This window comes from Spirillospora sp. NPDC048819 (genome assembly GCF_040650055.1).
In the GTDB taxonomy this organism is placed as follows: Bacteria; Actinomycetota; Actinomycetes; order Streptosporangiales; family Streptosporangiaceae; genus Spirillospora.
The window spans coordinates 108000-130448 of sequence record NZ_JBEZGN010000024.1 but is presented as its reverse complement, the minus strand read 5'-3'; the positions used below and the strand labels follow the sequence as shown (position 1 = coordinate 130448).

General features: G+C 68.4%; 21 protein-coding genes. 6 read left to right on the top strand and 15 right to left on the bottom strand.

The window, feature by feature from the left end:
• Positions 1-46 precede the first annotated feature (46 nt).
• Positions 47-2158 carry an LCP family protein gene (locus AB0C35_RS28465; protein ID WP_358462067.1) on the top strand — a complete coding sequence of 704 codons (2112 nt, stop codon included), beginning with the start codon at positions 47-49 and terminating at the stop codon, positions 2156-2158.
• Between the two features lie 2 nt (positions 2159-2160).
• Here AB0C35_RS28465 and AB0C35_RS28460 read toward each other — a convergent pair whose 3' ends face one another.
• On the bottom strand, positions 2161-2772 hold the full coding sequence (locus AB0C35_RS28460) for an A24 family peptidase (RefSeq protein WP_358462064.1): 612 nt from the start codon (positions 2770-2772) through the stop codon (positions 2161-2163).
• A gap of 752 nt (positions 2773-3524) precedes the next feature.
• On the opposite strand from AB0C35_RS28460, the gene AB0C35_RS28455 reads away from it, so the two are divergent.
• From AB0C35_RS28455 to AB0C35_RS28440, 4 genes are all read left to right on the top strand, one after another.
• Positions 3525-4943: a hypothetical protein gene (locus tag AB0C35_RS28455; protein ID WP_358462061.1), complete on the top strand. Its 1419-nt coding sequence runs from the start codon at positions 3525-3527 to the stop codon at positions 4941-4943.
• Positions 4944-4985: 42 nt separating this feature from the next.
• The gene (locus AB0C35_RS28450; protein ID WP_358462058.1) at positions 4986-5384 is read left to right on the top strand and encodes a DUF3592 domain-containing protein; all 399 of its coding nucleotides are present in this window, start codon (positions 4986-4988) and stop codon (positions 5382-5384) included.
• A gap of 64 nt (positions 5385-5448) precedes the next feature.
• Positions 5449-6075: a hypothetical protein gene (locus tag AB0C35_RS28445; protein WP_358462055.1), complete on the top strand. Its 627-nt coding sequence runs from the start codon at positions 5449-5451 to the stop codon at positions 6073-6075.
• A gap of 22 nt (positions 6076-6097) precedes the next feature.
• On the top strand, positions 6098-6514 hold the full coding sequence (locus AB0C35_RS28440) for a hypothetical protein (RefSeq protein ID WP_358462052.1): 417 nt from the start codon (positions 6098-6100) through the stop codon (positions 6512-6514).
• A 579-nt stretch (positions 6515-7093) separates the two neighbouring features.
• On the opposite strand, the gene AB0C35_RS28435 is transcribed toward AB0C35_RS28440, so the two are convergent.
• The 6 genes from AB0C35_RS28435 to AB0C35_RS28410 form a co-directional block, all read right to left on the bottom strand.
• Positions 7094-8290: a C40 family peptidase gene (locus tag AB0C35_RS28435; protein WP_358462049.1), complete on the bottom strand. Its 1197-nt coding sequence runs from the start codon at positions 8288-8290 to the stop codon at positions 7094-7096.
• A 47-nt stretch (positions 8291-8337) separates the two neighbouring features.
• Positions 8338-8829 (bottom strand): hypothetical protein, encoded by a 492-nt coding sequence (locus tag AB0C35_RS28430; protein WP_358462046.1) that lies wholly within the window; start codon positions 8827-8829, stop codon positions 8338-8340.
• 123 nt (positions 8830-8952) lie between these two features.
• The gene (locus tag AB0C35_RS28425; RefSeq protein WP_358462043.1) at positions 8953-9111 is read right to left on the bottom strand and encodes a hypothetical protein; all 159 of its coding nucleotides are present in this window, start codon (positions 9109-9111) and stop codon (positions 8953-8955) included.
• Between the two features lie 228 nt (positions 9112-9339).
• The gene (locus AB0C35_RS28420) at positions 9340-10029 is read right to left on the bottom strand and encodes a hypothetical protein (protein WP_358462040.1); all 690 of its coding nucleotides are present in this window, start codon (positions 10027-10029) and stop codon (positions 9340-9342) included.
• A gap of 31 nt (positions 10030-10060) precedes the next feature.
• Positions 10061-10963, bottom strand: a complete 903-nt coding sequence (locus AB0C35_RS28415; protein ID WP_358462037.1) for a hypothetical protein — start codon at positions 10961-10963, stop codon at positions 10061-10063.
• A gap of 186 nt (positions 10964-11149) precedes the next feature.
• Positions 11150-11581: a hypothetical protein gene (locus AB0C35_RS28410; RefSeq protein ID WP_358462034.1), complete on the bottom strand. Its 432-nt coding sequence runs from the start codon at positions 11579-11581 to the stop codon at positions 11150-11152.
• Positions 11582-11659: 78 nt separating this feature from the next.
• On the opposite strand from AB0C35_RS28410, the gene AB0C35_RS28405 reads away from it, so the two are divergent.
• Complete coding sequence (locus AB0C35_RS28405) at positions 11660-13345, top strand: serine/threonine-protein kinase (protein ID WP_358462032.1); 1686 nt, start codon at positions 11660-11662, stop codon at positions 13343-13345.
• On the opposite strand, the gene AB0C35_RS28400 is transcribed toward AB0C35_RS28405, so the two are convergent.
• From AB0C35_RS28400 to AB0C35_RS28365, 8 genes are all read right to left on the bottom strand, one after another.
• Positions 13326-14453, bottom strand: coding sequence for a glycosyltransferase family 87 protein (locus AB0C35_RS28400; RefSeq protein WP_358462029.1), 1128 nt, complete (start codon positions 14451-14453; stop codon positions 13326-13328). The two genes, AB0C35_RS28405 and AB0C35_RS28400, sit on opposite strands and share 20 nt — an antisense overlap.
• An 83-nt stretch (positions 14454-14536) precedes the next feature.
• Positions 14537-15892 carry a hypothetical protein gene (locus tag AB0C35_RS28395; protein ID WP_358462026.1) on the bottom strand — a complete coding sequence of 452 codons (1356 nt, stop codon included), beginning with the start codon at positions 15890-15892 and terminating at the stop codon, positions 14537-14539.
• Positions 15893-16133: 241 nt separating this feature from the next.
• The gene (locus AB0C35_RS28390) at positions 16134-17540 is read right to left on the bottom strand and encodes a hypothetical protein (RefSeq protein WP_358462023.1); all 1407 of its coding nucleotides are present in this window, start codon (positions 17538-17540) and stop codon (positions 16134-16136) included.
• Between the two features lie 2 nt (positions 17541-17542).
• Complete coding sequence (locus AB0C35_RS28385) at positions 17543-19051, bottom strand: OmpA family protein (protein ID WP_358462020.1); 1509 nt, start codon at positions 19049-19051, stop codon at positions 17543-17545.
• A gap of 173 nt (positions 19052-19224) precedes the next feature.
• Entirely contained in the window at positions 19225-19455 is a 231-nt protein-coding gene (locus AB0C35_RS28380) for a hypothetical protein (protein ID WP_358462017.1), read from the bottom strand.
• Between the two features lie 171 nt (positions 19456-19626).
• On the bottom strand, positions 19627-20370 hold the full coding sequence (locus AB0C35_RS28375; RefSeq protein WP_358462014.1) for a response regulator transcription factor: 744 nt from the start codon (positions 20368-20370) through the stop codon (positions 19627-19629).
• 1 nt (position 20371) lies between these two features.
• Positions 20372-21577, bottom strand: coding sequence for a sensor histidine kinase (locus AB0C35_RS28370; protein ID WP_358462011.1), 1206 nt, complete (start codon positions 21575-21577; stop codon positions 20372-20374).
• Positions 21561-22448, bottom strand: a complete 888-nt coding sequence (locus tag AB0C35_RS28365; protein WP_358462008.1) for a type II secretion system F family protein — start codon at positions 22446-22448, stop codon at positions 21561-21563. The genes AB0C35_RS28370 and AB0C35_RS28365 overlap by 17 nt, the downstream gene beginning before the upstream one ends.
• Position 22449: the final 1 nt, after the last annotated feature.

Here is a 22449-nt window from a genome sequence, read left to right as displayed (position 1 = left end):
CACGTAAACCACGCGCCCTGACAGGGCCCGCGCCGAGACGGGACCGATGAGCGACAACGACCCCGGCCGCGACGATCTCGCGGGGGACAAGGCCGCCCACACCACTCCTGCCGACTCCCCGACGGACCCTCCCACCCCCGAATCACCGGCAGACACTCCCACCCCCGGATCATCGACCGCCGACGACTCGGCCCTGTCCGTCCAGGGCGACGACGCGGCCTCCGAAGGCACGGCCGCGTCCGCCGAAAGCGCCGCAGACCTTGAAGGCGGAAGCCCGCGGCGGAGCGGCGGAGCGGCGTTCGCGCCTCAGCGCAGCGGCGAGGTCGGCCGCGTGTCCCCGTCCGGCCAGGACGCACCGGATGGCGGTGCGGAGACCGCACAGCAGTCGGTCGACGACGCGGCGCAGATCCCCCAGGGCAGCAGCAAGAGCGGCAGCGATGATTCCCCGGACAACGACGGCGAAGGCGCGCAGGAGGAGGGCCGCGACGCCTCGCAGATCCCCCAGGGGAGCGGCGGGACCGGTAGCGGTGAATCCCCAGACAGCGACGGTGAAGGCACGCAGGAGGAGGGGGGCGACGAGGCGTCGGGTCCCCGGAGCGGTGATGAGGCTGCTAGCAGTGCGGACTCGTCTGGGCGGGGTGCTGCGGGTGGCGGAACGGGGGGTGCAGGGGAAGGCGCCGGGGGGTCGGTCAATGCGGTGCGGGCCGGTGATGCCGGCGGTGAGGTGGGGTCCGAGGACGGCGGTGGGGTCGAGCCGGAGGACGGCGGTGGGGTCGAGGCTGAGGACGGCGGGAAAAGGCCGCGGAGGTCGCGGCGGCGGAAGGTGTTGCGGCGGACCGCGCTCGGGCTGGTCGTCGTCATGCTGCTCGGAGGGGCGGGGGGCGTGTGGCTGTATCGCGATCTCATGGGGGGCATCGAGCAGAAGGACGTCAGCGACCAGCTCGGGGATGACCGGCCGGAGAAGCTGAACAAGTCGCTCAACATCCTGCTGCTCGGGTCCGACAGCCGGGAAGGCGACAACGCGGAGTACGCGACGGCCGGGATGTCGGGGGCGCGGTCGGACACGGCGATCCTGCTGCATCTGTCCCCGAACCGGGACCAGGCGGTGGGGATCAGCTTCCCGCGCGACTCGATGGTGAAGATCCCCGCGTGCAAGAAGGAGAAGGACGGGACCGTTCCGGCGCGGTTCGGAATGCTGAACTCCGCGTTCGCGTTCGCCGGTCCGACCTGCACGTGGAAGACGCTGGAGTCGCTGACCGGCATTCACATCGACCATTTCGTGCAGATTGACTTCTCCGGTTTCAAGCGGATGGTGGACGCGCTGGGGGGCGTCGAGATCTGCGTCGACAAGCCGGTGAACGACCCGAGGGCGGAGTTGTATCTGAAAGCGGGCAAGCAGACCGTCAAGGGCGACAAAGCCCTCGGCTACGTGCGGGCCCGCTACTCGCTGGGGAACGGGTCCGACCTGGAGCGGATCGAGCGCCAGCAGAAGTTCATGGCCGCGGTCGTCGACAAGGCGACCGATTCCGTTCTCCGTGATCCTGCGAAGACGTACAAGTTCCTCAAGGCCGCGACCAAGTCGATCACGACCGATGACGAGCTCGACCTGTCGGCGATGCGGAAGCTGGCCGACGGACTCCGGGGGATGAGCGCGGGACAGGTACGGTTCGTGACCGTCCCGGTCGAGCGGTACGCGCCCGACCCCAACCGCGTCCAGTGGAACCAGGAGCTGGCGAAGCCGCTGTTCGAGGCGATCCGGCACGACAACGATCTGCCCGCGGAGCCGGTCAAACCCGTCCAGGCCAAGCATGCGCCGCCCGCCCCGGGCGAGGTGAACGTCACGGTCGTCGCCGCCGGAGGCAAGGACGCGCTGGTCAAGCGGGTGGTGAAGCAGCTCGGACGGCGCGGGTACAAGGTGGGGAAAAAAGTCGAGAAGGCGGCGGCGGTGCCCGAGAGCCGCATCGTGTACGCGGCGCCGGCGGAGGCGCAGGCGTCCACGCTCGCACGGGACGTCCCCGACGCGCTGCTCACGGCCGACGCCACGGCTCCCGCGGGCGGCGTGCGGCTCGTCATCGGCGAGAAGGGGCTGCGTCTGTCCCCGCCGCCCATCGGCAAGATCGGCGGAGGCGTCAAGGCCGGCGAGGACCTCTGCGCCTGATCTCAGCCCGTGGAGAAGGAGAGCACGGCGATGAGCGCGCCGGCGAGCATGTAGGGGCCGAACGGGAACTCGCCCTTGCGGGTGCGGCGGACGATCATGATGCCGACGCCGACGAGTCCGCCGAAGAAATAGGTGGCCAGGAGGCCGACGACCCAGGCGTCCTGGCCGAACCAGCCGAGGTAGAGGCCGAGGACGCCCGAGAGCTTCACGTCCCCCATCCCGATGCCGGAGGGGGCGATGAACGCCTGGACGAAGTAGAGGACGAACAGCACCGCCATCCCGATGAGCGCGTGCTGGAAGTGCCGCAGGCCGTCGTCGGTGAACGGGGCCGCCGCGGCCAGCAGCGCCGCCGCGATGCCGTACGAGGGCAGCGTGAAGCGGTCGGGCAGCCGTTTGACCTCGACGTCGATGAAGCCGAGGAGGGTGCCGATCGCCGCGAGGTAGAGCAGCGCCACCAGGACGGGCTCCGGCCCGACGCGCCAGCCGAGGATCCCGTAGACGGCGGCGGTGACCAGGCCCATCAGGATCCGGCGGCGGCGCGGGACGTCGCCGACGAACGGTGCCGCCATCGGCGCCAGCAGCAGGCCGACGACGAGTCCCACGGGGACCAACACCAATCCGACCATCGAACCTCGCCCCGATCCGGTACTGACTCCGGCACCCTAGCCCGGACGGACCCGTACGGGAGGTCGCGATCCGATGGGCCGATCGAGCGACCGTCGCTCACGAACAATCTGACGCCGCACAATCTCCGGCGTGAACTGTACTGGGGATTCGTGGTCGAGCCCAGGGTCCTGGGGCCCAATTCGAACACCCCCGAGTTTGACGTGGGCTCGATTGCCGACTTGCGCGGGTCGCCCTTTCCTACAATGGTCGCGCCAAATCGTCCCCACGGGGTACGAGATGAAAGTCGCGCACATCTGGGTGACCGCCGATCTCGATTAGGCGCCCGAGATCGAGGTGGAGTACCGGCTGGAGCATGCGGAGAAGCCGGCGCCGCACGGGACGGGCGGGCTCGCCCGGGACGGCGGCGGGCCCGCGCACATGGGCCCCAGGGCCTACCCCGGGCGAACCGCCGATGTGGCCTGAACGCAGGCTTTCCGGGCGATCGGCTCCGACATGAACATCCTGTGGGGATACCGCTCTGGAGTCGCTCCCCGGCCCACCCGACCTCACACCGCCGGCCGCGTCGGGGCCGTGCTTGGGTCTCCGGGCCCACCGGGAAACATGGCCCCCGAATTCCACGAGGATTTCGATCCCGAATAACTGGGTCTTTGGATTAGGTCTCCGTGCCCTGTCCCCTCCACCGGCCGGCGTCGTATCTTCGCACCTTCTCGGCTGAATTCTCGGTGAAGGGGTGGCCTCGGTGGAACTCCCGCGCGAGCGACGTTCTGACGCCGGTGCGAGCGCCAAGGAGTACGCCGCACTCATCGCCGTTGCGGCGCTGATGCTGGGCGTACTGGTCAGCGTCGTCTCGCCCGGCACGTTCGGGGCCGATGTCAAGTACGCGCTCTGCAAGCTGTTCACGGCGGACGACAGCGAATGCGAGTCGCGGCATGACCTGGCGCTCAAGCCCAAGTGCCTGGCCGGCCTGACCAGCGACAGCTACGGCGGCTCCATCGATGTGGCGATCTTCTCCGTCGGCCGCGACTACGCGTTCTTGAAGTACACGACGATCGGCCCCGACGGCAAGAAGACCATCAAGATCATCGCCGTCAAGGGCGTCAGCGGCGGCGTGGGCACCGGGATCGGCGTCGGCATCAACGCCGGGAAGGTCTTCAACGTCGGGGCGGACGCCAGCGTGGACGCCACGCTCCGGGTCGGCGCGGGCGACGGCTGGGTGTTCGAGGGGCCGGACGCCGAAGACGACGCCGCCGAATTCATGGGCGACATCAAGGAGCAGTACTCCATCGACGCGGTGAAGGAGAACGGCGGCCTTCTCGGCTCGATCGGCGGCAACATCTACGACACGTTCGCCGGACCCGACATCCCCGAGCCGGACATCGAGCGCTACGAGGGCCAGCTGGACGTCAGCGGCTCGCTCACCGCCGGCCTCGGCATCGGCCCCAGGGACAAGCCGGAGTACCAGGGCAGGCACCGCAGGGAGACCTGGCAGGACAAGGTCCCCGACTCCCGCGGCAGCAACGGCTTCACGCCGAACCTGAACGCCTACGTCGGCATCAGCGGCACCGAGCGGGTCATCTACGAGGACAACAAGAAGACCGGCGACACCTCCATGACCTTCATGCTGACGGGCGAGGTCAACTACGGCGAGAACCACCTGGTGCCGGGCGCGCAGGGCAGGGCGAACGCCTCCGGCGCGATGACCATCACCAAGGACAAGGACGGCAACATCAAGAGCGCCTCGTTCACCCAGATCCACATCGTGAACGGCGAGGCCACCTCGATCACCACCACTCTGCCGATCAGCACCGACGCCGAGCGCGCGGTCCTGGCCGAGTATCTGCTCAACCCGTTCAACACCGGCGGTCCGGGCGGTCAGCTGCTCAGCCTCACCTGGGACGACATGGCCCCGACGGAGCCGCCGGGAGAGGGCGCGCACCCGCTGCAGCAACTGCTGTACGACAAGGGCAAGACGTCCAAGGTGACCTACGACTACGACCAGTCCGACGCCTCGTACGGCGCGAGCGTCAAGCTGGGCCTCAAACTGGGCGCCAACTACGCCGTCTCCAACTCCAACCGGCAGGTCACCGACGCCGAGTATCTGGGCGCCGAAGGCCCGGGGGGCACGAGAGAGTGGAAGGATTTCGAGGAGTGCCACTGACGCGCGCGGCCACCGGCCGAATCCCACCGGAAGGTGAGAACGATGGGCAATCTGATCGGCGTCCTCCTCGGGGTCGCGCTGGTGTGCGGCGGCGTCTACGAAGTGGTGAAGCGGCTGCGTCTCCAGAGCCGGATGGTCCGCGCCGCCGGCGTCTTCGTCGGACGGGACGATGTGATGGGCCCCGGTGGCCCGAGCACGGCGAGCCGCGTGGGGCGGTTCCGGTTCACCACCGCGCAGGGACGGCCCGTCGAGGCCACCAGTTCGCTGTACTCCTTTCCCGGTCCCAAGCCGGGGAGGTCCGTGACGGTGATCTACGATCCCGCCCGTCCCGAGGACACCGCCGAGCGGCTCGGCGTGCACTACCTGCAACTGGTCGCGATCGGGCCGCTGCTCATGGCGGTCGGCGTGGCGGTGGCCGCGGTGAACGCGGCCGCTCTGTGACAATCGCGGTCCCCGGAGGCATGAGCTTCAGCCGCCGGGAACGGACATGAGGGAGCGGAGACGGATGGACTCGGGTTCGGGGGCCGGCGGACGGCGGTGGACGGGCGTCGTGCTGTCGGTCCTCCTCGCGGCGACCGCCGCCGCCGCCGGATGCGCGGGCGACGAATCGGAGAACTCCGGGAAGCCCTCGGCGTCCGCCTCGAAGACCACCCAGGCGAAGGTTCCCTCCGGGTTCACCCCGGCCGCCTCGGGCGCGGTCAGGCTCGCGCACCCGCCGGACTGGAAGCCGGCCAAGCCGCCGAAGGGCTGGTCCTACCTGGCCGAACTCGCCGCGAAGGGCGATGTCCAGGCCCGGATCGGCGTGATCACCGACGTGCCGCAGATCCCGAACGCCAAACTGGTCACCGAGTCCGCGATCACCGTCGTCCAGTTCAACATGGGCGGGGTGCGGCGGGGCCCGAACCAGAAGATCGACGTCCCGGGCGCCGATGAGGCGTTCCGCGTCGACTACTCCTACCCCAACCCCCAGGCCGCCGCCGGGGCCGCCGCCGACGCCCCGCTCAAGGCCGTCGACATCGGCCTGGTCATCGGCGGCCGGCAGGCGGCCGTCGTGCGGCTCACCGGGCTGCAGAGCAAGCTCCCCCCGGCGCTGGTGGACCAGATCGTGCGCAGCGTCGCGGTCAAGGCCTGACCCCCGAACGACGGAGACGGACATGGATCTTGTGAAAGCGTGGACCGCGGCCATCCTGGTCTTCCTCGTCGGCAGCATCGCCACCGCCGGCGTCGCCGTCAGCGCGATCGTGTCCGAGGACGACCTGGAGTCGGTCACGGGCACGCTCCTGTGGACGGCGCTCCCGACCTTCATCGTGTTCGCGCTGATGGCCCTCGCCAGCACCGTCCTGCACCCCTTCCCGCAGCGGCAGAACGGCGGCCGGCACACTCTCGCCGTGCTGCTCGTCCCCGGTGTGGCGACGCTCCTCGGCATCGTCTTGGGAGTCGCCCAGAGCTCCCCCGCCCAGACCACCGTGGCCGGCGCCGTCGCCGGCGTCCTCGGCGCGGTCACGACCTGGTGGCTTTTCACACGCCGGCGCGCCCGCAGCGCCGCCGCGAACGGCTTCACCGGCTACTGATCACGCCACGACCTCGTCTTCGACTCGCCGTGCCGCCAGTTGGGCCGGACGGTGTTCCGTGCGGGTTCTAGCCGATCAGGCCCACGCCGACGCTCCGGCCGAACGCCCGCCCCCATATGCGCCGGCCGACTTCGAGCCGCCCAGCCGCACCCCCTCGCGTTAAGCACCAGGCCCGGACAACTTGGAGCCCGTCCAGCCACAGCACCTCGCGTTGAGCACCAGCCCTGGACGCTTCGAGCCCGTCCAGCAGCGACCCCTCGTGTTAAGCACCGGGCCCGAACGACTTCTAGCCCCGTCCAGCCGCAGCCCGTCGTATTGAGCACAGGGCCCTGGACGACTTCGCGTCCGCCCAGCGGCGGGTTCCTCGCGTTGAGCACCAGCCCTTGGACGACTTTGAGGCCGCCGCCCAGCGGCCGCCCTTAAGCCTTGAGCGCCAGGTTCTGGACAACTTCGCGCCCGCCCACAGCGCCCGGCCACAGCGGCCGCCCTTCGCGTTGAGCGGCGGGCGGGCCCGCCGGCCAGTCCGGTCCGGTCCGGGCCACCGGCCGGGGGCGTGCAGGCCCGATGGACAACGTCCCCTCAGCCGAATCTCCGGGCGGCGTCCACTTCACGCAGTGGGGAGATCTTCACGACGTCGCCGGTTTGCGGGGCCTCCACCATCTTGTTGTCGCCGTAATAGATGGCGACGTGGTGTGTCGGGTTACCGAAGAACAGCAAGTCGCCCGGCTTGAGCTGGTTCGTCGGGACCGGTGTGCCGCGAGGGTCGGCGATCTGGTTGCCGGTGTAGTGCCCGAGCGCGATCCGTCCCCTGGACGCCTGGTAGACGGCGTACAGCGTCAGGCCACTGCAGTCGAAGCCGAAGTAGTTCCGTCCGTCATATCCGCCGGGTGAACAGCAGATCCCCCGCGTGGGCCCGCTGTAGTTGCCGCCGCCCCACGCGTAGGGGGTCTCGAGCCAGCACAGCGACCACGCCACCACCGCGGCGCCGAAACTGAGATCCTCGGCCGGAGTCTTGCCCTCGTCCTTGGCGCAGTGGTTGACGACCGCGCCGCTGCCCCCGGACCCGAGCCCGTTCGGCATCCCGTTGTAGGCGACCGGGTCCTCGTCGTCGACGAGCCGGATCTTGAACAGCCGGGTGACGCGGTCGCGGTCGCCGTGCGGGAAGACCTGCACGCCGTCGCAGACGACCCGGCGGACGGGGCCGAGGCCGGTCGCCTGCTCACCGGGATTCCAGTAGTAGAAGTCGCAGTCCGGCGTGAACATCTTCGCCACGGCGGTCGCCGTCCCCGAGCGGCCGATGCCCTTTTCGCCGGTGCTGTCGGTGCACAGGTTGCGCCTGTTGCGAAGGTCGTCCTTCTCCTTCGCGGTCAGCTCGTCCTCGTTCTTGAGCTGGCACCATTGCGTGGCGACCTTCACCATCGCCGTATTGCCGGTCATGCCGCTGAGGCGCGTCTTCGTCACGCGCACGTCGTTCTCGTCGGCGAACTTCTCCGCGGCCGAGTCGGGTGACGAGCCCACCGACCAATAGCCCGCCGCCGACGGGTCGATACCGGTCAGCGCAAGGTTGACGGCCTGGTCGCGCAGCGGCGCGAGGGTACCGAGCGCCGCCGCGTCCGCGCCGATCTGGGCCTGGTTGCGCATGTCGCCGGCCTGGGCGATCCGGCCGAACGCCAGAAAGCCCGCGGCCAGCACCACGGCCATGCCCATGACCAGGACGGACGTGGCGACCCCCGCGTCGCCCCCGTACCTGCCAGCGGATCTGATCCGTCGCAGCATCTAGGCCCCATCATCACGAGATCGAGAAACTTCCCCGGATACGGATCCTAAGGATCATGTGAATCGCGCGACAGGGCCCGGAGACCCAATTGATAAATGGCGTCGTCAACCGTAGGCCCATGCGGAGGTCTGCGCCTTGGACGTGATGCGCTTTCGATGCAACACCACCGCGAGACCACCGCCGAGCGCGGCCTGAGCCGTCCAGACGGGCAGCCCGAGAACGTCACCGGCCTGAATCCAGGGTTACCGCCGAGGGCGGCGAGCGTCACCATCAACGCGAGGAACAGCGCGTATCCCACGGCGCCGGCGGTCGCCCCGGCACCGGCCACCCGGCTTCGCCTGCCCGACCCGACGCTCATCCGCGCCGCGACATAGCCACCGGCCGCCCGGACGACCGTTCCGAGCGTCCACGAGAACGCGGTGGCGGCCGCACCCGGTTCCGTTTCCGGGTCCTGCATGAATCCAAAGAAGGCGATCAACAGGAACTTTCCCAGAAAGGCGATCACGACCCCCGCAAGAATCGCCTTTCGCGGGATCATGAACCGGCCCGGAAATCCTCGCGGACGAAATGATCCGCTACGCGCCCGCCTGGTCATAGGCCGACTGCAGCCCACCGTAACGAATGTCGTACTGGTGCCCGGCTGCCGTCCCGATGACGAGCCTCAGGACCTAAAAACGAAGAACCAGAGTTCGAGGCAAGCGGCGGGAGGGGCGAACAACAGCACGAACACCCCCGTGCTGGCCCCGCTGCGGCCGAACCCGGTCAGCCGGAACTGCTCAGGCTGAGCCGGGTTGTACTTGACCTGGGCCGACTCTTCCAACTTCTAGAGGATGTGCGGTTTCCGTCCTCGTAGCGTGCCTGCTCCCTGATGTCCACGGCCGTCCCTGTCGTCTCCGGCCAGCCGCGCGTGGGCCACATCCGGGCGAGACCCACCAGGCTGCCGACCCAACCGACCATGAACGCCGCCGCGATGAGGAACGCCAGTGCCTCGTGCACCTCTGCCCCCTCCATCGAGCACTGTGACGTCCACTGTGTACACCGTCGGGGGTCAGAGTGTGTAGGGAACGGGAAGGTCGGGAACCAGGGTCTTCACGTCGTCTTCGATGGTTCCCTTCGCGGACACCTTGATGTCGTGCCGCTGAAGGGCCTTGTCCTTCACGACATAGACCGTCGCTGTGAAGCCCTTCTCGTTCGCGACGGCCGCCGGGGCCTTGATGCGCGGACGGTACTCGGCCACGATCTCGTCGCGGTGCCGGGCGGCGTCGCCGGTGATGCCGGGCCGGAACTTGATGTCCTCGACCCGGCCGACCACGTAGGTGAGGATGCCGCCGGGACGGGTCGTCTCGACGTAGACGCGCGCGAGCGTGGCCGCGGCGGCGGCGTTCTCGACGGTGCCTCCGTCGGCCTCCGTCACCCTTCCGAACGCCTTCGGGGAACCGGTCAGCAGTTCAACCTGGCCGTGCCCGGTGGCGATGTGGAGCAGGACCGGATGCGAACTCTGCCGGTACACCACACGGTAGATCTTCCAATTCCGCAGGAAGGGCGTCTTGACCTGGGTCAGCCTGCTGCCGCCCAGCTTGACGATCCGCGCCTCCTCGTTCTTGCCGCTCTTCAGCAAACCCTCGCTGATCGTCTGGCGGGTCCCCTCGTCCGGCCGCGTGTTGCGCTCGGACGCACCGCCCGTTCCGGAGGCCGACGCGCACCCGGTGAGAAGCAGCGCCACCAGCGCCAGCGCCACACCTACGGCGAGGCGGCGGGAACGACACCCGTCAGCAGAAGATCCACAGGAAACAGTCATGTGCGTCATCCCATGCCTCCCCATAGTTGTCGGCGTACTTATCACCATCGACGGACGAAACGACCTCTCCATTCTCGAATGCCTGCTCGACCCTCTCACGCCCCGCCCGCTCACCGACCTCGCGCGCGGCCTCGGCGTCGAGCACCGGGAGTCCTGCGGCGGAACGTGCGCGGTTCGCGTCTGCGATGGCACTGTCATAGGCATCTTCGTACTCCTGCTGCAGCAGGGTATCGGGGGGATTGTTCCCGCCCCTGTTCTGCTGCAGCTGCTGATTGTTCAAAATCGCCTCGACCGTGCCCTCGACCTCTTCGTCGATGGACTGCTCGATGAAGTCCTCGCGGCTGAGGTCGTCGATATCGGGCTCATCGCGGTGTTCGGCGTGGTTGACCTCGTGTACGAAGGTGTTCGCGCGCTCTTCCGGCGACTGGTTCGTGTCGATGTAGAAGACATTGGCGTCACCGTCGTAGTAGGACCCGCCGCCGGCCCGGTAGACGACCCGGACTCCGTTGTCCTCCACCCATTCCAGCGCGTCCCGGCCGAGCTGCGTCTCATTGAGGGCCGCCTCGGTCTCGAGTTCCTCCTGGGACGGCTCCGGCTGCGGGACGGGCGGCCCCGGGCTGGGACTCGGCTCCCTCGGCTGCGGCTCCTGGTCGCCGCCGCCGGCCGTGTTCCGGGACTCGTCCCCGCACTCCGAGCCGAACAGCTCGCATATCGCGCTCTGAATGCGCCCTTCGGCGGTCGTGGAGATGAGCGACCCGAGCACGCCCACGGCAAGCGCGGCGACCACGATAAGGGCAGCGTATTCCAGGCTGCCCGCGCCTCGGTCCCGGCGTCTGCGGGCTTTCAGCGCGTGTCGTGAACGGTCGATCAGCATTCCTTGAAATTAAGGTCGCCGCGACCGCCGTGCCCAGAGTCCCAGGTCCCGCACCAGGCCTAATCTGCGACTGATCCCCGATTGGGTCCCCATGCGACCCGGCGGCGAATATTGGGCCCCTGGGCCGGAACAATAGGGCCCACGGACTCAAAGGAGACCCGGGTCCGCCGTGAATGCGCATTTCCATCAGCGGTTCCTCCGCCATTCGCCGTGCTCCCTGGTGTTCGCGCCGCCCGCGTCCCATCGCTGGGAGAGGGCCTTGGAAAGGGCCAGCCCGAGGATGACGCCGAGCACGGCCTCGATCAGGTGAAGGATCAGGCCCACCGCCGTGCCGGACGATGGGACGCCGATGAAGGCCGTGGCGAGGCCGCCGAGTACGGGGGCGGGGAGCGCGGCGAGGGCGCGCCCGAATCCGGTGGCCCAGTCCCGGACGTAACTGCCCGCGGCGACGGCCATGAGGACGCAGAACACCAGCCAGGGCAGATGGACGCGCAGGACCTGGGCGTACTCGTCGACCGGCCCGCCGTCCCCGTCCACCGGCGCGAGCGCCTTCAGCGCGAGGAGGGCCATGACGGCGAGGACGCCCGATGTCAGCCAGGCCGAGAGCACAGCACGCATGGCCCAGCACGGTAGGTTTTGTGTCCGGAATTACCCAGGGTCCCCGGACCCGACCGAATCGCTCTCTCATCACGCACGATGGGTCCCGTCCTGGGCCTTAAGACCTATATCGGACGCTACTTGCCGCACCCTGCGGGCCTGGATAACGTCGACCGCATGACTTCGGCGGATACGGACGATGCCGCACTCCCCGGCCGCCAGGTCGGCCCTTACCGGCTGCTGCGCGAGCTGGGCAGAGGCGGAATGGGGACGGTGCATCTGGCCGGGGCCCCGGACGGCCGCCGCGTGGCAGTCAAGATCATTAACCGGGAGATGACGGGCACCCCCGATTTCCGTGAGCGTTTTCGCCGGGAAGTGACCGCGGCCCGCCAGGTCCGCCCGTTCTGCACGGCACCCGTCCTGGACGCGAACATGGACGACGAGCCGTTCTACGTGGTCACGGAGTACATTCAAGGCCCCACCCTGGAACGCGTCGTCTCCTCCCACGGCCCGCTCAGCGGATCGGACCTGGACGGCCTCGCCGTCGGCGTGGCGACCGCCCTGGCCGCCATTCACAGCGCGGGCGTCGTCCACCGCGACCTCAAGCCCGAGAACATCCTGCTGTCGCCGTTCGGGCCGCGCGTCATCGACTTCGGGATCGCGCGGAGGCTTGGCACCGACCACCGCATCACCCGCGCGGGCCAGAGCATGGGCACGCCCGCGTTCATGGCGCCGGAAGGGCTCGTCGACGAACCGATCACGGCCGCGGCGGACGTGTTCTCCTGGGGCAGCGTCATGGCCTATGCGGGAACCGGGCGGCTTCCGTTCCACGGCGAGAACGTGGGCGAGGTCCTCTACAAGACCGTCTACGGTGAACCGCAGCTCGACGGCCTGAAACCGCCCCTGCGCGATCTCGTCGTCCGCGCACTGGCCAAAGACCCGGTGGCGCGTCCCACGTCGGCGCAGCTGCTGCAGGAACTGACCGGCCAGTCCGACACCGAGCGAGCGGCGAAATCCGTGGGGATGGTCGGCCCGACCATCCCGGAAATCCCCGCCGGCACATCCTTCCCACCCTCCTCGGACGGCCGCACCCGCTATTTCTCGGACCGGCGCATCTCCCGTCACCGCGTGGCGCTCGTCGGCGCCGTCACGGCGTTGGCCGTCGCCGGCGGCCTGACCGCTTTCCTCTGGGCGGGCCGGGGCGGTGACTCGGGCGGCCTGCTGAAGGACGACTTTTCCGACCCGCAGTCAGGTTGGAAGACCGGCCACGTGAACGAAGAATACGAGCAGTACAAGGACGGCTCCTTCGCCATTTCTCAGATCGCGCACGGATACCACCAGGTTCAGCGGGCGCCCGTATCGAACCCGCCGGAGAACGTTCAGGTCACGGCTACGGTGCGCGTCGAGTCACAGGACCCCGCAGACGAGGCCGGCGTGTTCTGCAGGAGTGCCGGGCAAGGGCGCTATGACGTGCTGCTCATGCGGAACGGGCGGGTGAGGATCAGGAAAGGGGATGCGCGCTCCGGCATCGAACTGGCGATAACCGCGTCGCCGGCCGTCTCGAACGCCGGCTCCGGCGCGCGGATCACCGCGGTCTGCACGACGTCCGGGTCGGGAGTCGAGATCAAGGCACTGGTCGACGGAGCGCAGGTGGCTGCGGCGACGGACGGCGAGGACCCGCTACCGACCGGCGCCGTGGGAATCGTGGCCGGACGCGAAGGACGCCTGTCGACCGAGCCGGCCACCCTGGCAACGTTCGACGACTTCAGCCTCGACCGGCCCTGACCTCGTTCGTGCCACTCGCCCGGCCCGTCCACAGCCTGTGAATCGAAAGGGCCAGCGCGGCGATCAGGACGAGGTCGCGCACCATCACGATACCGATCGCCAGCGGCTCACCGTCGCGGGCCGCATGCCAGGCGATCGGGAACTCCAGATGGGTGAACGCGACCGCGACCAGCACGAGCAGGGCGACGGGACCCTGCCGGGTATCGCGGTGAACGAGGCAGACGGCGGCGACACCGATGATCCAGATCATGTACTGCGGCGACAGGACACGGCTCGTGACCGTCATGATCAGCGTCGCGACGAGCGCCAGGTCACAGGCGAACGCCGGGGTCCAGGCGTCCGGACGGCGACGCCACGCGATGACGGCGACGAGCGCCAGACCGACCAGCGTCAGCCCCATGCTGACTTCCCCGGCCGTCCGGACACCGGGGCCGAGCAGTTCCCAGGACCCGTACCGGTACTCGATCGACCCCGCCCAGCCGAAGAGCCTCGCCACGTGAAACGGAACCGCCGGGACGGCCTCGATCTCGATCCCGCGGCCACTCTGCCCATGCAGAAAGCCCCACTGCCCATCCGCGACCAGGGAAACCGCGCCCACAATGCCCGCGCCTGCCAACGCGGACGCGATCAAGGCACGGAACCCGGACCTGTCACGTGGAAGGGACATGAGCAGGATCGCGGGCCAGACCTTGATCAGCACCCCCACCGCGACCACGACACCGAAGACCCGCGATCGGGCGATGACCAGCAGGGCGCACACCGCGACCGCTGTGACCAGCAGATCGAAGCGGAAGTAGCCGACCGGGCCGAGGAGGAACAGCCCGGCGGTCCAGTACCAGGCGCCTTGCGCCGCCCGGCCGCCTCGCAGCAGAAGCCGCAGGACCAGAAGGTCGAGCAGCACGGCGAACAGCATGAACCAGAACGCGTAGGCGGTCCCGGGCAGGTGCGGCGGGACGATCATCAGCGCGGCCAGCGGCGGGTACTGCCACCGGTCATCGCCCACGGGGAACTGCCCTGTGACCAGCTGCTCGGCCCACTGCCGGTACAGCGTCGTGTCGCCGGTGACCGGGCTGGTCGGGTAGGCGGGCAGCAGGAGGATCACGAACATGAACAGGCGCGTGAGCGTCCAGACGATCGTGACCTGCCGCGGACGTGCACCGTCGAGCCCGGTCAGCGCCTGGCGTGCCCGTGTCAGCGCTTGACGAATACGGTCGCCTGCCGATCGCGGTAGATCCGGCGCCATCCCGGGTCCTGCGAGACCAATTCCGTCAGCGGGGTTCCCGTCTCCCACATCACGACGGTCACCCGATACCGGTCGAACATCCCCCGCCACTCCGGACCTCCGTCACGAACCTTCATGTATTCCTTGGTGAACGCCACCGGATACATGTCATAGCGGTCGTCCATGAAGACTTTTTGTCGCGGCCAATAGGCATGGATCACGTAAGCGTTCCATGTGTGCGTGGTGAACAGCCGCTGCCCAAGAAGGCCGTGCTGCTCAATCGCCTGCATGGCCCGGACCGGATACTCGCCGAAGGCGAACGCCGGTCTCGACAGGGTCGTACTGGAGAAGAGAGCCACGGCCGTTAGAACCGCCGCGATAATGGTCAGATCGGTTTTGCCGCGCCGCGCCTCCCGCTCGTCCCGAACCCCGAGCAGGCGGGCGGCGATCGGCAACCCGACCAGCGGCGCGAGCGCGATGTTCCGCAGCGCCCAGAAACCGAGCAGCAGGAACGGGACCGCGACGACCAGGTCCCGCCGGGACGCTCTGCCGGGCGCCCGCGCAAGCACGGCGAGGAACACCGCGATCCAGATGGCGAAGGTGACGCCGAGGGTGGACCTGAAGTCGGGTGACTGCCATTCCTGGACGTTCCTGAGGACGTCGCCTCTCGACAGCAACTCCACCGGGAAGAGCACCAGGCGGTACCCGTAGGGGTTGATGAAACACGCCGCGAGCCCGAGTGCCGCGGCCTGGATCAAATGACGTTCCCTGCCTTTCCACGGCGCCGCGCCGTCCAGCCGTCTCCCGATCAGGTGCAACGCGATATAGGTGAAGCCCAGCGCGAACGAACCGTGGACGTTCACCCAGAGGCACATCAGGATGGGCACGGAGACCAGTGGACGCCGTCCTGCCCAGGAATCGGGGACTTCGACGATCCACAGCAGGGCGAGCATCGCCAGGACGCCGAAGAGCAGTGGACGCTCGACCCAGAAATGCAGCGACACCGTGAGCGTCGGCAGCACGATGTGAGCGGTCCGTCCGCCTCCGCGCAGCCGGTCGGCCAGCCCGAACGCCAGATAGGCGAGGACGGCGTTCACAAGGCCGTCCAGCACCAGAATGCCCGTCGGCCCGGTGACCTTGTCGAGCACCGCGTAGAGCGCCTCGACCAGCCAGGACTGGGCGATCCACGAGGTGCCGGACGCGGTGTAGGAGTAGACGTCCTCCCGGGGTATCCCGTGGTCGAGGATCCAGTGCCCGGTCCGCAGGTGCGTCAAAAAGGAATTGTCGTCGAGCGGATCCAGGCCGCTCATGAAAGCGAGCGCCATCCAGAGGACCGCGGAACGGGTACGCGCGGACGGCAGCCGCAGGCGCGGCCTCCACGCGGGCCCATCGCCACCGCCGGCGTCTTGCCGTTCGTCCTCCGAGACGAGCACATTCACCGCTCGCGCCTCTCACGCGGCCGGACAAAGAGCGGGCCAGTGATTCCCCGCATGGCCACCGAAACTAACAGCAGCGCTTCTGGCGGGAACAGGGTCCTGAGACCCAAGACGGGCCCGACCTGCCCGTTTACCGGCGAGTGAACACCGTGGCCTTGCCGTCCGCGTGCACGCACCGCCAGTTCGGGTCCCTTCGAAGAGTTTGCGTGAGCGGCTCATTTGTCGGCCAGACGACCACGTCGATCCGGTATCGGTCCTCGAGAGAACGCCATTTCCCGGGTTGTTCCCGCGCCTGCAGATAATCCTTGATCAACGCTGTGGGGTACATGTCGTAACGGTCGTCCAGGAACACCTTCTGCCGCGGCCGGTAGGCGTGGATGACATAGCCGGCCCACTGATCGGTGGTGAACAGCCGGCGCCCGAGCAGTCCGTGGTCCGCAACCGCACGCATCGCGGCGACGGGATAGTCGCCCAAGTTGTACGCCGGCCGTGTCAGATGACCCACCGTCCATTGCGCCGCGACGAGAAGTGCCATGGCCGCGATCGCGAGGGAGAGGCGGCTCCGCGCGTCCTCGCGCCGCTCGCGCTGCAGCATCCGGGCGGCGATCGGCAGGCCGATCAGCGGCGCGACCGCGATGTTCCGCATCGCCCACAACGAGATCAGCAGCGAGAACCCGAGGAGCAGGACATCGCGGCGGGACGGCCGGGTCCGCGCGAGGCCGAGCGCCGCCACGATCACGACGATCCAGATGGCGAACAGGATGCCGAGCGGAGTGTGGAAGTCCGGTGACCTCCATTCGACGAGCTGCCCGAGGATGTCGCCCCTGCCGAGGAGCCGGACGGGGAAGAACACGAGCGCGGGCCCATAGGGGTTCACGAAAGCAGCCGCGAACCCGAGGACGGCCGCCTGCGTCAAACGCAACTCCCGGCCACGCCACGGTGGGTGGCCGTCCAGCCACCGTCCGCCGAGATGGACGAACAGGTACGCGAACCCCAGCATGAATGATCCGTGCACGCTCGCCCACACCCACATCAAGGGCGGCAGGAACAGCAGCGGCCGGTGACCGGCACGCGAATCCGGGATCTCCACGATCCAGACGAGCGCGAGCATCGCGAGGACGCCGAAGAACAGTGGGCGTTCCACCCACAGCCGCGTCGCCGGCGCCAATGCGGCGATGACGAGAAACGCCGATGCCCCGCGGTCTCGCTGCACGCGATAGGCGAGGCGGTAGGACAGCAGCGCGATCAGCCCACCGGTCGTCATGTCCAGCATTTGGACGCCGTGCGGGCCCACCGATCGGTCGATGAGGGCGTAGACGGCTTCCGCGAGCCACGATTGGGCCACCCACGAGACACCTGGGGCGGTGAAGGAGTAGAGGTCCTCGCGCGGCACCCAATGGTCGAGAATCCAATGCCCGGTCGCCAGGTGCACCATGAAGGAGTTGTCGCTCAGCTCGCTGAACCCGAGCATCCATCCGAGGATGAGGAACAGCAGGGAGAACAGCCCCGCCATGCCGGGAAGAAACCGAGTGTCCACCTCTACTTGATCGTGAGTCCCTTCACGACGGCGTCGGCGCCCCGGTCCCACGGAACCTGCATTTCAAGGTTGGCCGCGTTCGCCGGCGGTTTGTAGGCGTTCCAGTAGACGATGCTCTCCCCCGGCCCGATCACCTTCCGCGCCTCGTCTCCGCCCACGATGCTGCAGACGCAGGGGCCGGTCTGAATGCTCAGCGAGTTGTAGCGGACCTGGTTGGCGGAGTCGAACAGCATCACGCCACCGGAGGTTCCCAGCCTGCTCGGCTGCGGATCGGCGCCGTGGACGGCGGCGGTCTTCTCGAACTTCTGACCGACGTCCGGCTTGCCCTGCCCGGTGTTGCGCAGTGTCCACACCAGGATCGTCAACCCGGACGAGTCGCGGTGCAGGCTGTTGACCTCGACCTTGAGGCCCTTGGCCTCGGCCGCCTGGAACGTCGCGGAGCCCAGCACGGCCGAGGAGCCTCGCTTGTACGGCTCACCCTTCACGGGCGGCGGCGCGGGCGCCGGGGGGCGCGCGAACGTGACCGTGACCCGCCGGTTCTTGCGGCGTCCCTCTTCGGTGTCGTTGCTCGCGACCGGCTCCTTCGAGCCGTGCCCCGCCGGCTCATAGGTCACGCCCTGCCGGGTCACCAGGCTCTTCAGCCGGTCGGCGACCGCCTTCGCGCGGCGCTCCGAGAGCGGCTGGTTGATCGCGTCGTTGCCGGTCTTGTCCGCGTGCCCGTCGACCTTGACCGTGGTGCCTTTGGAGGCGTCGATCTGCTTGGCGACCTCCTGAAGAAGCTGTTCCGCCCGCGGGGTGAGGTCGGCCTTGTTGATGGCGAACAGGACGTCGGCGGACAATCGCACCGACCGGTCGTTCGGGTCGTCGTCCACCGACTTCTCGGTGCCCTCGGTGAGACTGCGCACGTCGAGGACCCTCGGCTGGCTCAGTTCGACCTTGGTCGGGTCGATCTGGGTCTTGAGCGGCTCGACCGGGGCGTCGGTGATCGGCACATCCGGGAAGGGGACGGAGAGCGGGACGATCAGCGTGGCCTTCTGGACGTTCGCGGGAGGCGACGGGAATGTCGCGTAGACGTTGATGTACCCGCCCGGCTTCACCGGGTTGTTGTGCAGCCGCGTACAGACGCAGTTGTCCGAGTTGCCCTTCTTCTGCAGCGGGAAGTACATCTTCTCGTTCCGGGCGTCCAGCAGGCCGATCCCGCTGGCCGACAGCGAGTCGCCGAGATTCGGATCGTCGGCCTGCCCGGGTTCGTTGAGGCTCGTCGTCAGGTCGATCGGCTTGTCCCCATCATTGACGATCTTGAGCCGGGCGGTGACCGTGTTCCCCCCCGTCCGGCTCAGCGCGAGCAGATCGACATGCGCGGGACCGTCCTTGTCCTGCAATGGCATCGAGGCGATCGGCTTGAGTTCGCCGCCCGGCGTCGTCTTTCCCTGCGGCGGCGTCGATTTCCCGGCCTCAGGCTTGTCGTCGCCACCACATCCGGAGAGGGCGAGAATGAGAGCGAGCGGCACCGCACCATAACGAGCGGCGCGCCTTCCCGCGGTCACGCGATAATTCATGATTCCTCTCTAACAACGTGGACATGCGTCAACGCCCGATGGGGAGAACCGCAGCTGCTGCGGTTCTCCCCATCGGGCGTTGACGGATCGCTTCAGGCCGGTCCTGGCTCGCGGTCCCTCCAGGATCAGCTGGAGCCGCCACCCGGGTTGAACAGGTCGCTGATCGCCGTGGAGACCTTCTCCTTGACGGTGTCGTTGATGAGGCCGTACAGGATGCCGACGACCAGCGCGGCGACCACGATGAGGGCGCCGTACTCCAGCGCGCTGACACCGCGGTCGTGCCGGTCCTTGAGTTGCTGGGCGCGGTCCTGAACGAAAGTCTGAAGGGTGACGTAGAGGGGGATCAGCGAGTTCATCTGGTGCCTCCCGGCTGTTTCTGTCTCGCCCTGACACAGACAACATTAGGGAATCCAGATCGCCTTCCCCAGGGCCCAGCGGCCCAATTATGGCCGCCTCTCGGACCCAACCTCGATGGGGTCTGTGGACCCAAGACGGCCGGCCTATTCCGATCGCGGTGACGGCCCACATCACCCGTCCCCCTCTTCCGACGTGCCCATCCATTGGGCGATCGCCGCAGCCCGCGAGGTGACGCCGAGCTTGGCATAAATGCGGTTCACATGATTCTTGACAGTCTTCTCGGCCAGGAACAAGTGCTGGGCGATCTGGCCGTTGGAGCGTCCCCGCGCGATGAGGCGCATGACATCGGCCTCGCGGGCGGACAATCCGAAGTCGCCGGCCTTTCGCACCACCGGGACGAACTTCTCGCGCGCGGGCCCATCCGGCGTCTGCCCGGGCCGCGAATCCAGCCTCGCCTGCGAATCCCCGGTGCTCTGGGAGTCGCGGGTGCTCTGGGAATCGCGCCGGACCGCGCCGACCAATGCCGAGACCGCGGCCGGAGAAAGCGGGTTCGAGCCGTCCACCACGCCGTGGACCGCGGCCGTCAGTTCCTCGGGCGTGAAGGAACCGTGCACCAGATAGCCGACGGCGCCGTTCCCGATGGCCGCCCTGACGACCTTCGGGTCTTCGGTATAGGTGAGCATGATGACGCGCGTCTTGGCGCTGAGGATCTCGGCTGCGGCCACCCCGTCCATCAGCGGCATCTGCACGTCCAGCAGCACCAGGTCCGGCTTGAGCCGGTCGACCAGCTCGATGGCCGTGCGCCCGTCCCCCGCCTCGCCGACGACCTCGGCGCCGGACGCCTCCACCAGAGAGACCAGGCCCGAACGGACAACCACGTTGTCGTCGACAACCACCACGCGCGGAACACCCATGTCAGCTCACCTCCGCCAGACGAACATCACCGGACACGTCCACGGGAAGCCGGACGGAGACGGTGGTACCGCCCCCCGGCCGGGAGGAGATCGTCACCGTACCGCCGACACGCTGGGCGCGTTCGTGCAGGCCGATCAGGCCGTAGTGGCCTTCCCGCGCCAGTTCCGTCAGCTGCCGGGGCCGGAAACCCTCGCCGTCGTCGACGATGGTCAGCACGAGGTCATCCTTTTCCTTCACGAGCCTCACCTTCACCGAAGCCGCTTTCGCGTGCCGTTCGACATTGGTCAGCACTTCACGGAGAATCGCGACCGCCTCATGGCGCATACGCAGCTCCGGCTCGACGTCGGCGTCGAGATCGCATGTCACAGTGGTCCCGGTCTCCTCCGCCCAGCGGTCCGCGGCCTCCCGCAGGGCCTCGTGCAGGGAACGTGTGACGGCGTCGTCCCGCAGTTCCGTGAGCAGATCGCGCGCCTCATTGGATGCGACCGCCGCGGCGGTCGCGATCTGCTCGGCCTCCAGTGCGGCGCGCGTCTGGTCCCGGGACGCCCACACCGGCAGCGCGGACGCCGCGAGCGCAATGCCGCGGAGCGTCTTGGCCAGGGAGTCGTGCATTTCGCGGGCGAGCCTGGCCCTTTCCTGGGACGCCGCCGCGAGGACCTGAGCCTGTCGCAGCGCGGCGTCCTTGGCCGCGTAATCGTCCAGCAGACGGCGAAGCGCGACCCCGGCGAATCCCGCAAGCGGGTAATAAAGGGGCTGGCCCAGCAGCGCCTGGAAGGTCAATTCTCCCGCCTGGGACGCGGTCAGCGCGTACGTGAGGTAGTAGACGAGAATCTGGAGACCGGCCACGGCCAGCATTCCCTGCCACCGGTAGAGGAGCCCGGCCACAGTGGCCGTGGCGACGGTGGACAGGAAGTACGGACCCGCTATCCCGCCGACGCTCAGGACCGCGAATGAAAGGAACATATCGAGCGTGTAGAGGGAAGGGTGGGCGGCGACGCGTGGGGCGACGACCCGCCACTGCCGCGCCGTCCCCCAGGACAGCAGGACCATCGCGAACATGAGGACGAACACGCCGACCGTCAGTTGCTCGCGCGGTAACAGCAGCATGCTGAGCGCCGTGGTCAGCATCCGGATCTCCATGAGCATCCGGAAGGCCGATCCGACGCGTTCCGGGAACACCCCGCCCCCGCTATCCGAGGATCCCACCTGCGCCACCCATTCCCGAGCCGATGAACAGGGCACCGAGAACGACCATCATCAGTGCCGGGAGCGTCATCGACATCGTGATCGCGGTGATCTTCGGTGTGGTCCGCTGCGCCTTGCGCTTGGCCCACTGGGCGGCCTCGCGCCGCATGTCGCCGCCGATGTCGACCAGCGCGGTCCCGAGGGGCGCGCCGAGTTCCTCCGCCTGCAGGATCGCCGTGACGAACAGGTTCACCGCCTCGGAGCTGTTGCGGTTCCGCAGATCCTCGAACGCCTCCCGCCGGGGCGTGCCGAGTTCCATCTGCCGCAGCGCCACCATGAACTCCTCCGACAGCGGGCCCGGCATGCTCTCGGCGACGCGTGCCAGCGCCAGGCGGAAGCTCAGCCCCGCGCTGACCGTGACGGCCAGCACGTCCAGGAAGTCCGGCATCGACCGCTGGATGTTGTCCTGCCGTGCCACCCGCTTGCTGTAGAGGATCAGTTCCGTCTGCAGGCAGCCGAGGAAGGCGAGGATCCCGAACGGGGCCTGGCCGTTGGCGATGAGCCCGAGGCCGAGCAGCCCGAACAGCGTCGCGTAGCCCGCGGTCCGGCGGGCGTAGGTCTCCACGGTCATTCCGCCGGGGCGGCCCGCCGCGTCGATCCGCTTACGGATCTTCAACCGCCACGGGCCCAGCAGCTCCATCGTCATCCGGGCGAACGGGCTGCCCAGGAAGTCGGCGATGACGTCCAGGACGAACGTCTCCTGCTTGTCGGGCTTCTGGGCGAGCGGGACCGCGGACGTGGCGACCCGGTCGCCGGCGGTCAGCTGGGCCAGTCCGATGACACCCATGAGCACGCACAGTGCCCCGCCGGCCGCCATGGCGTAGATGACCACG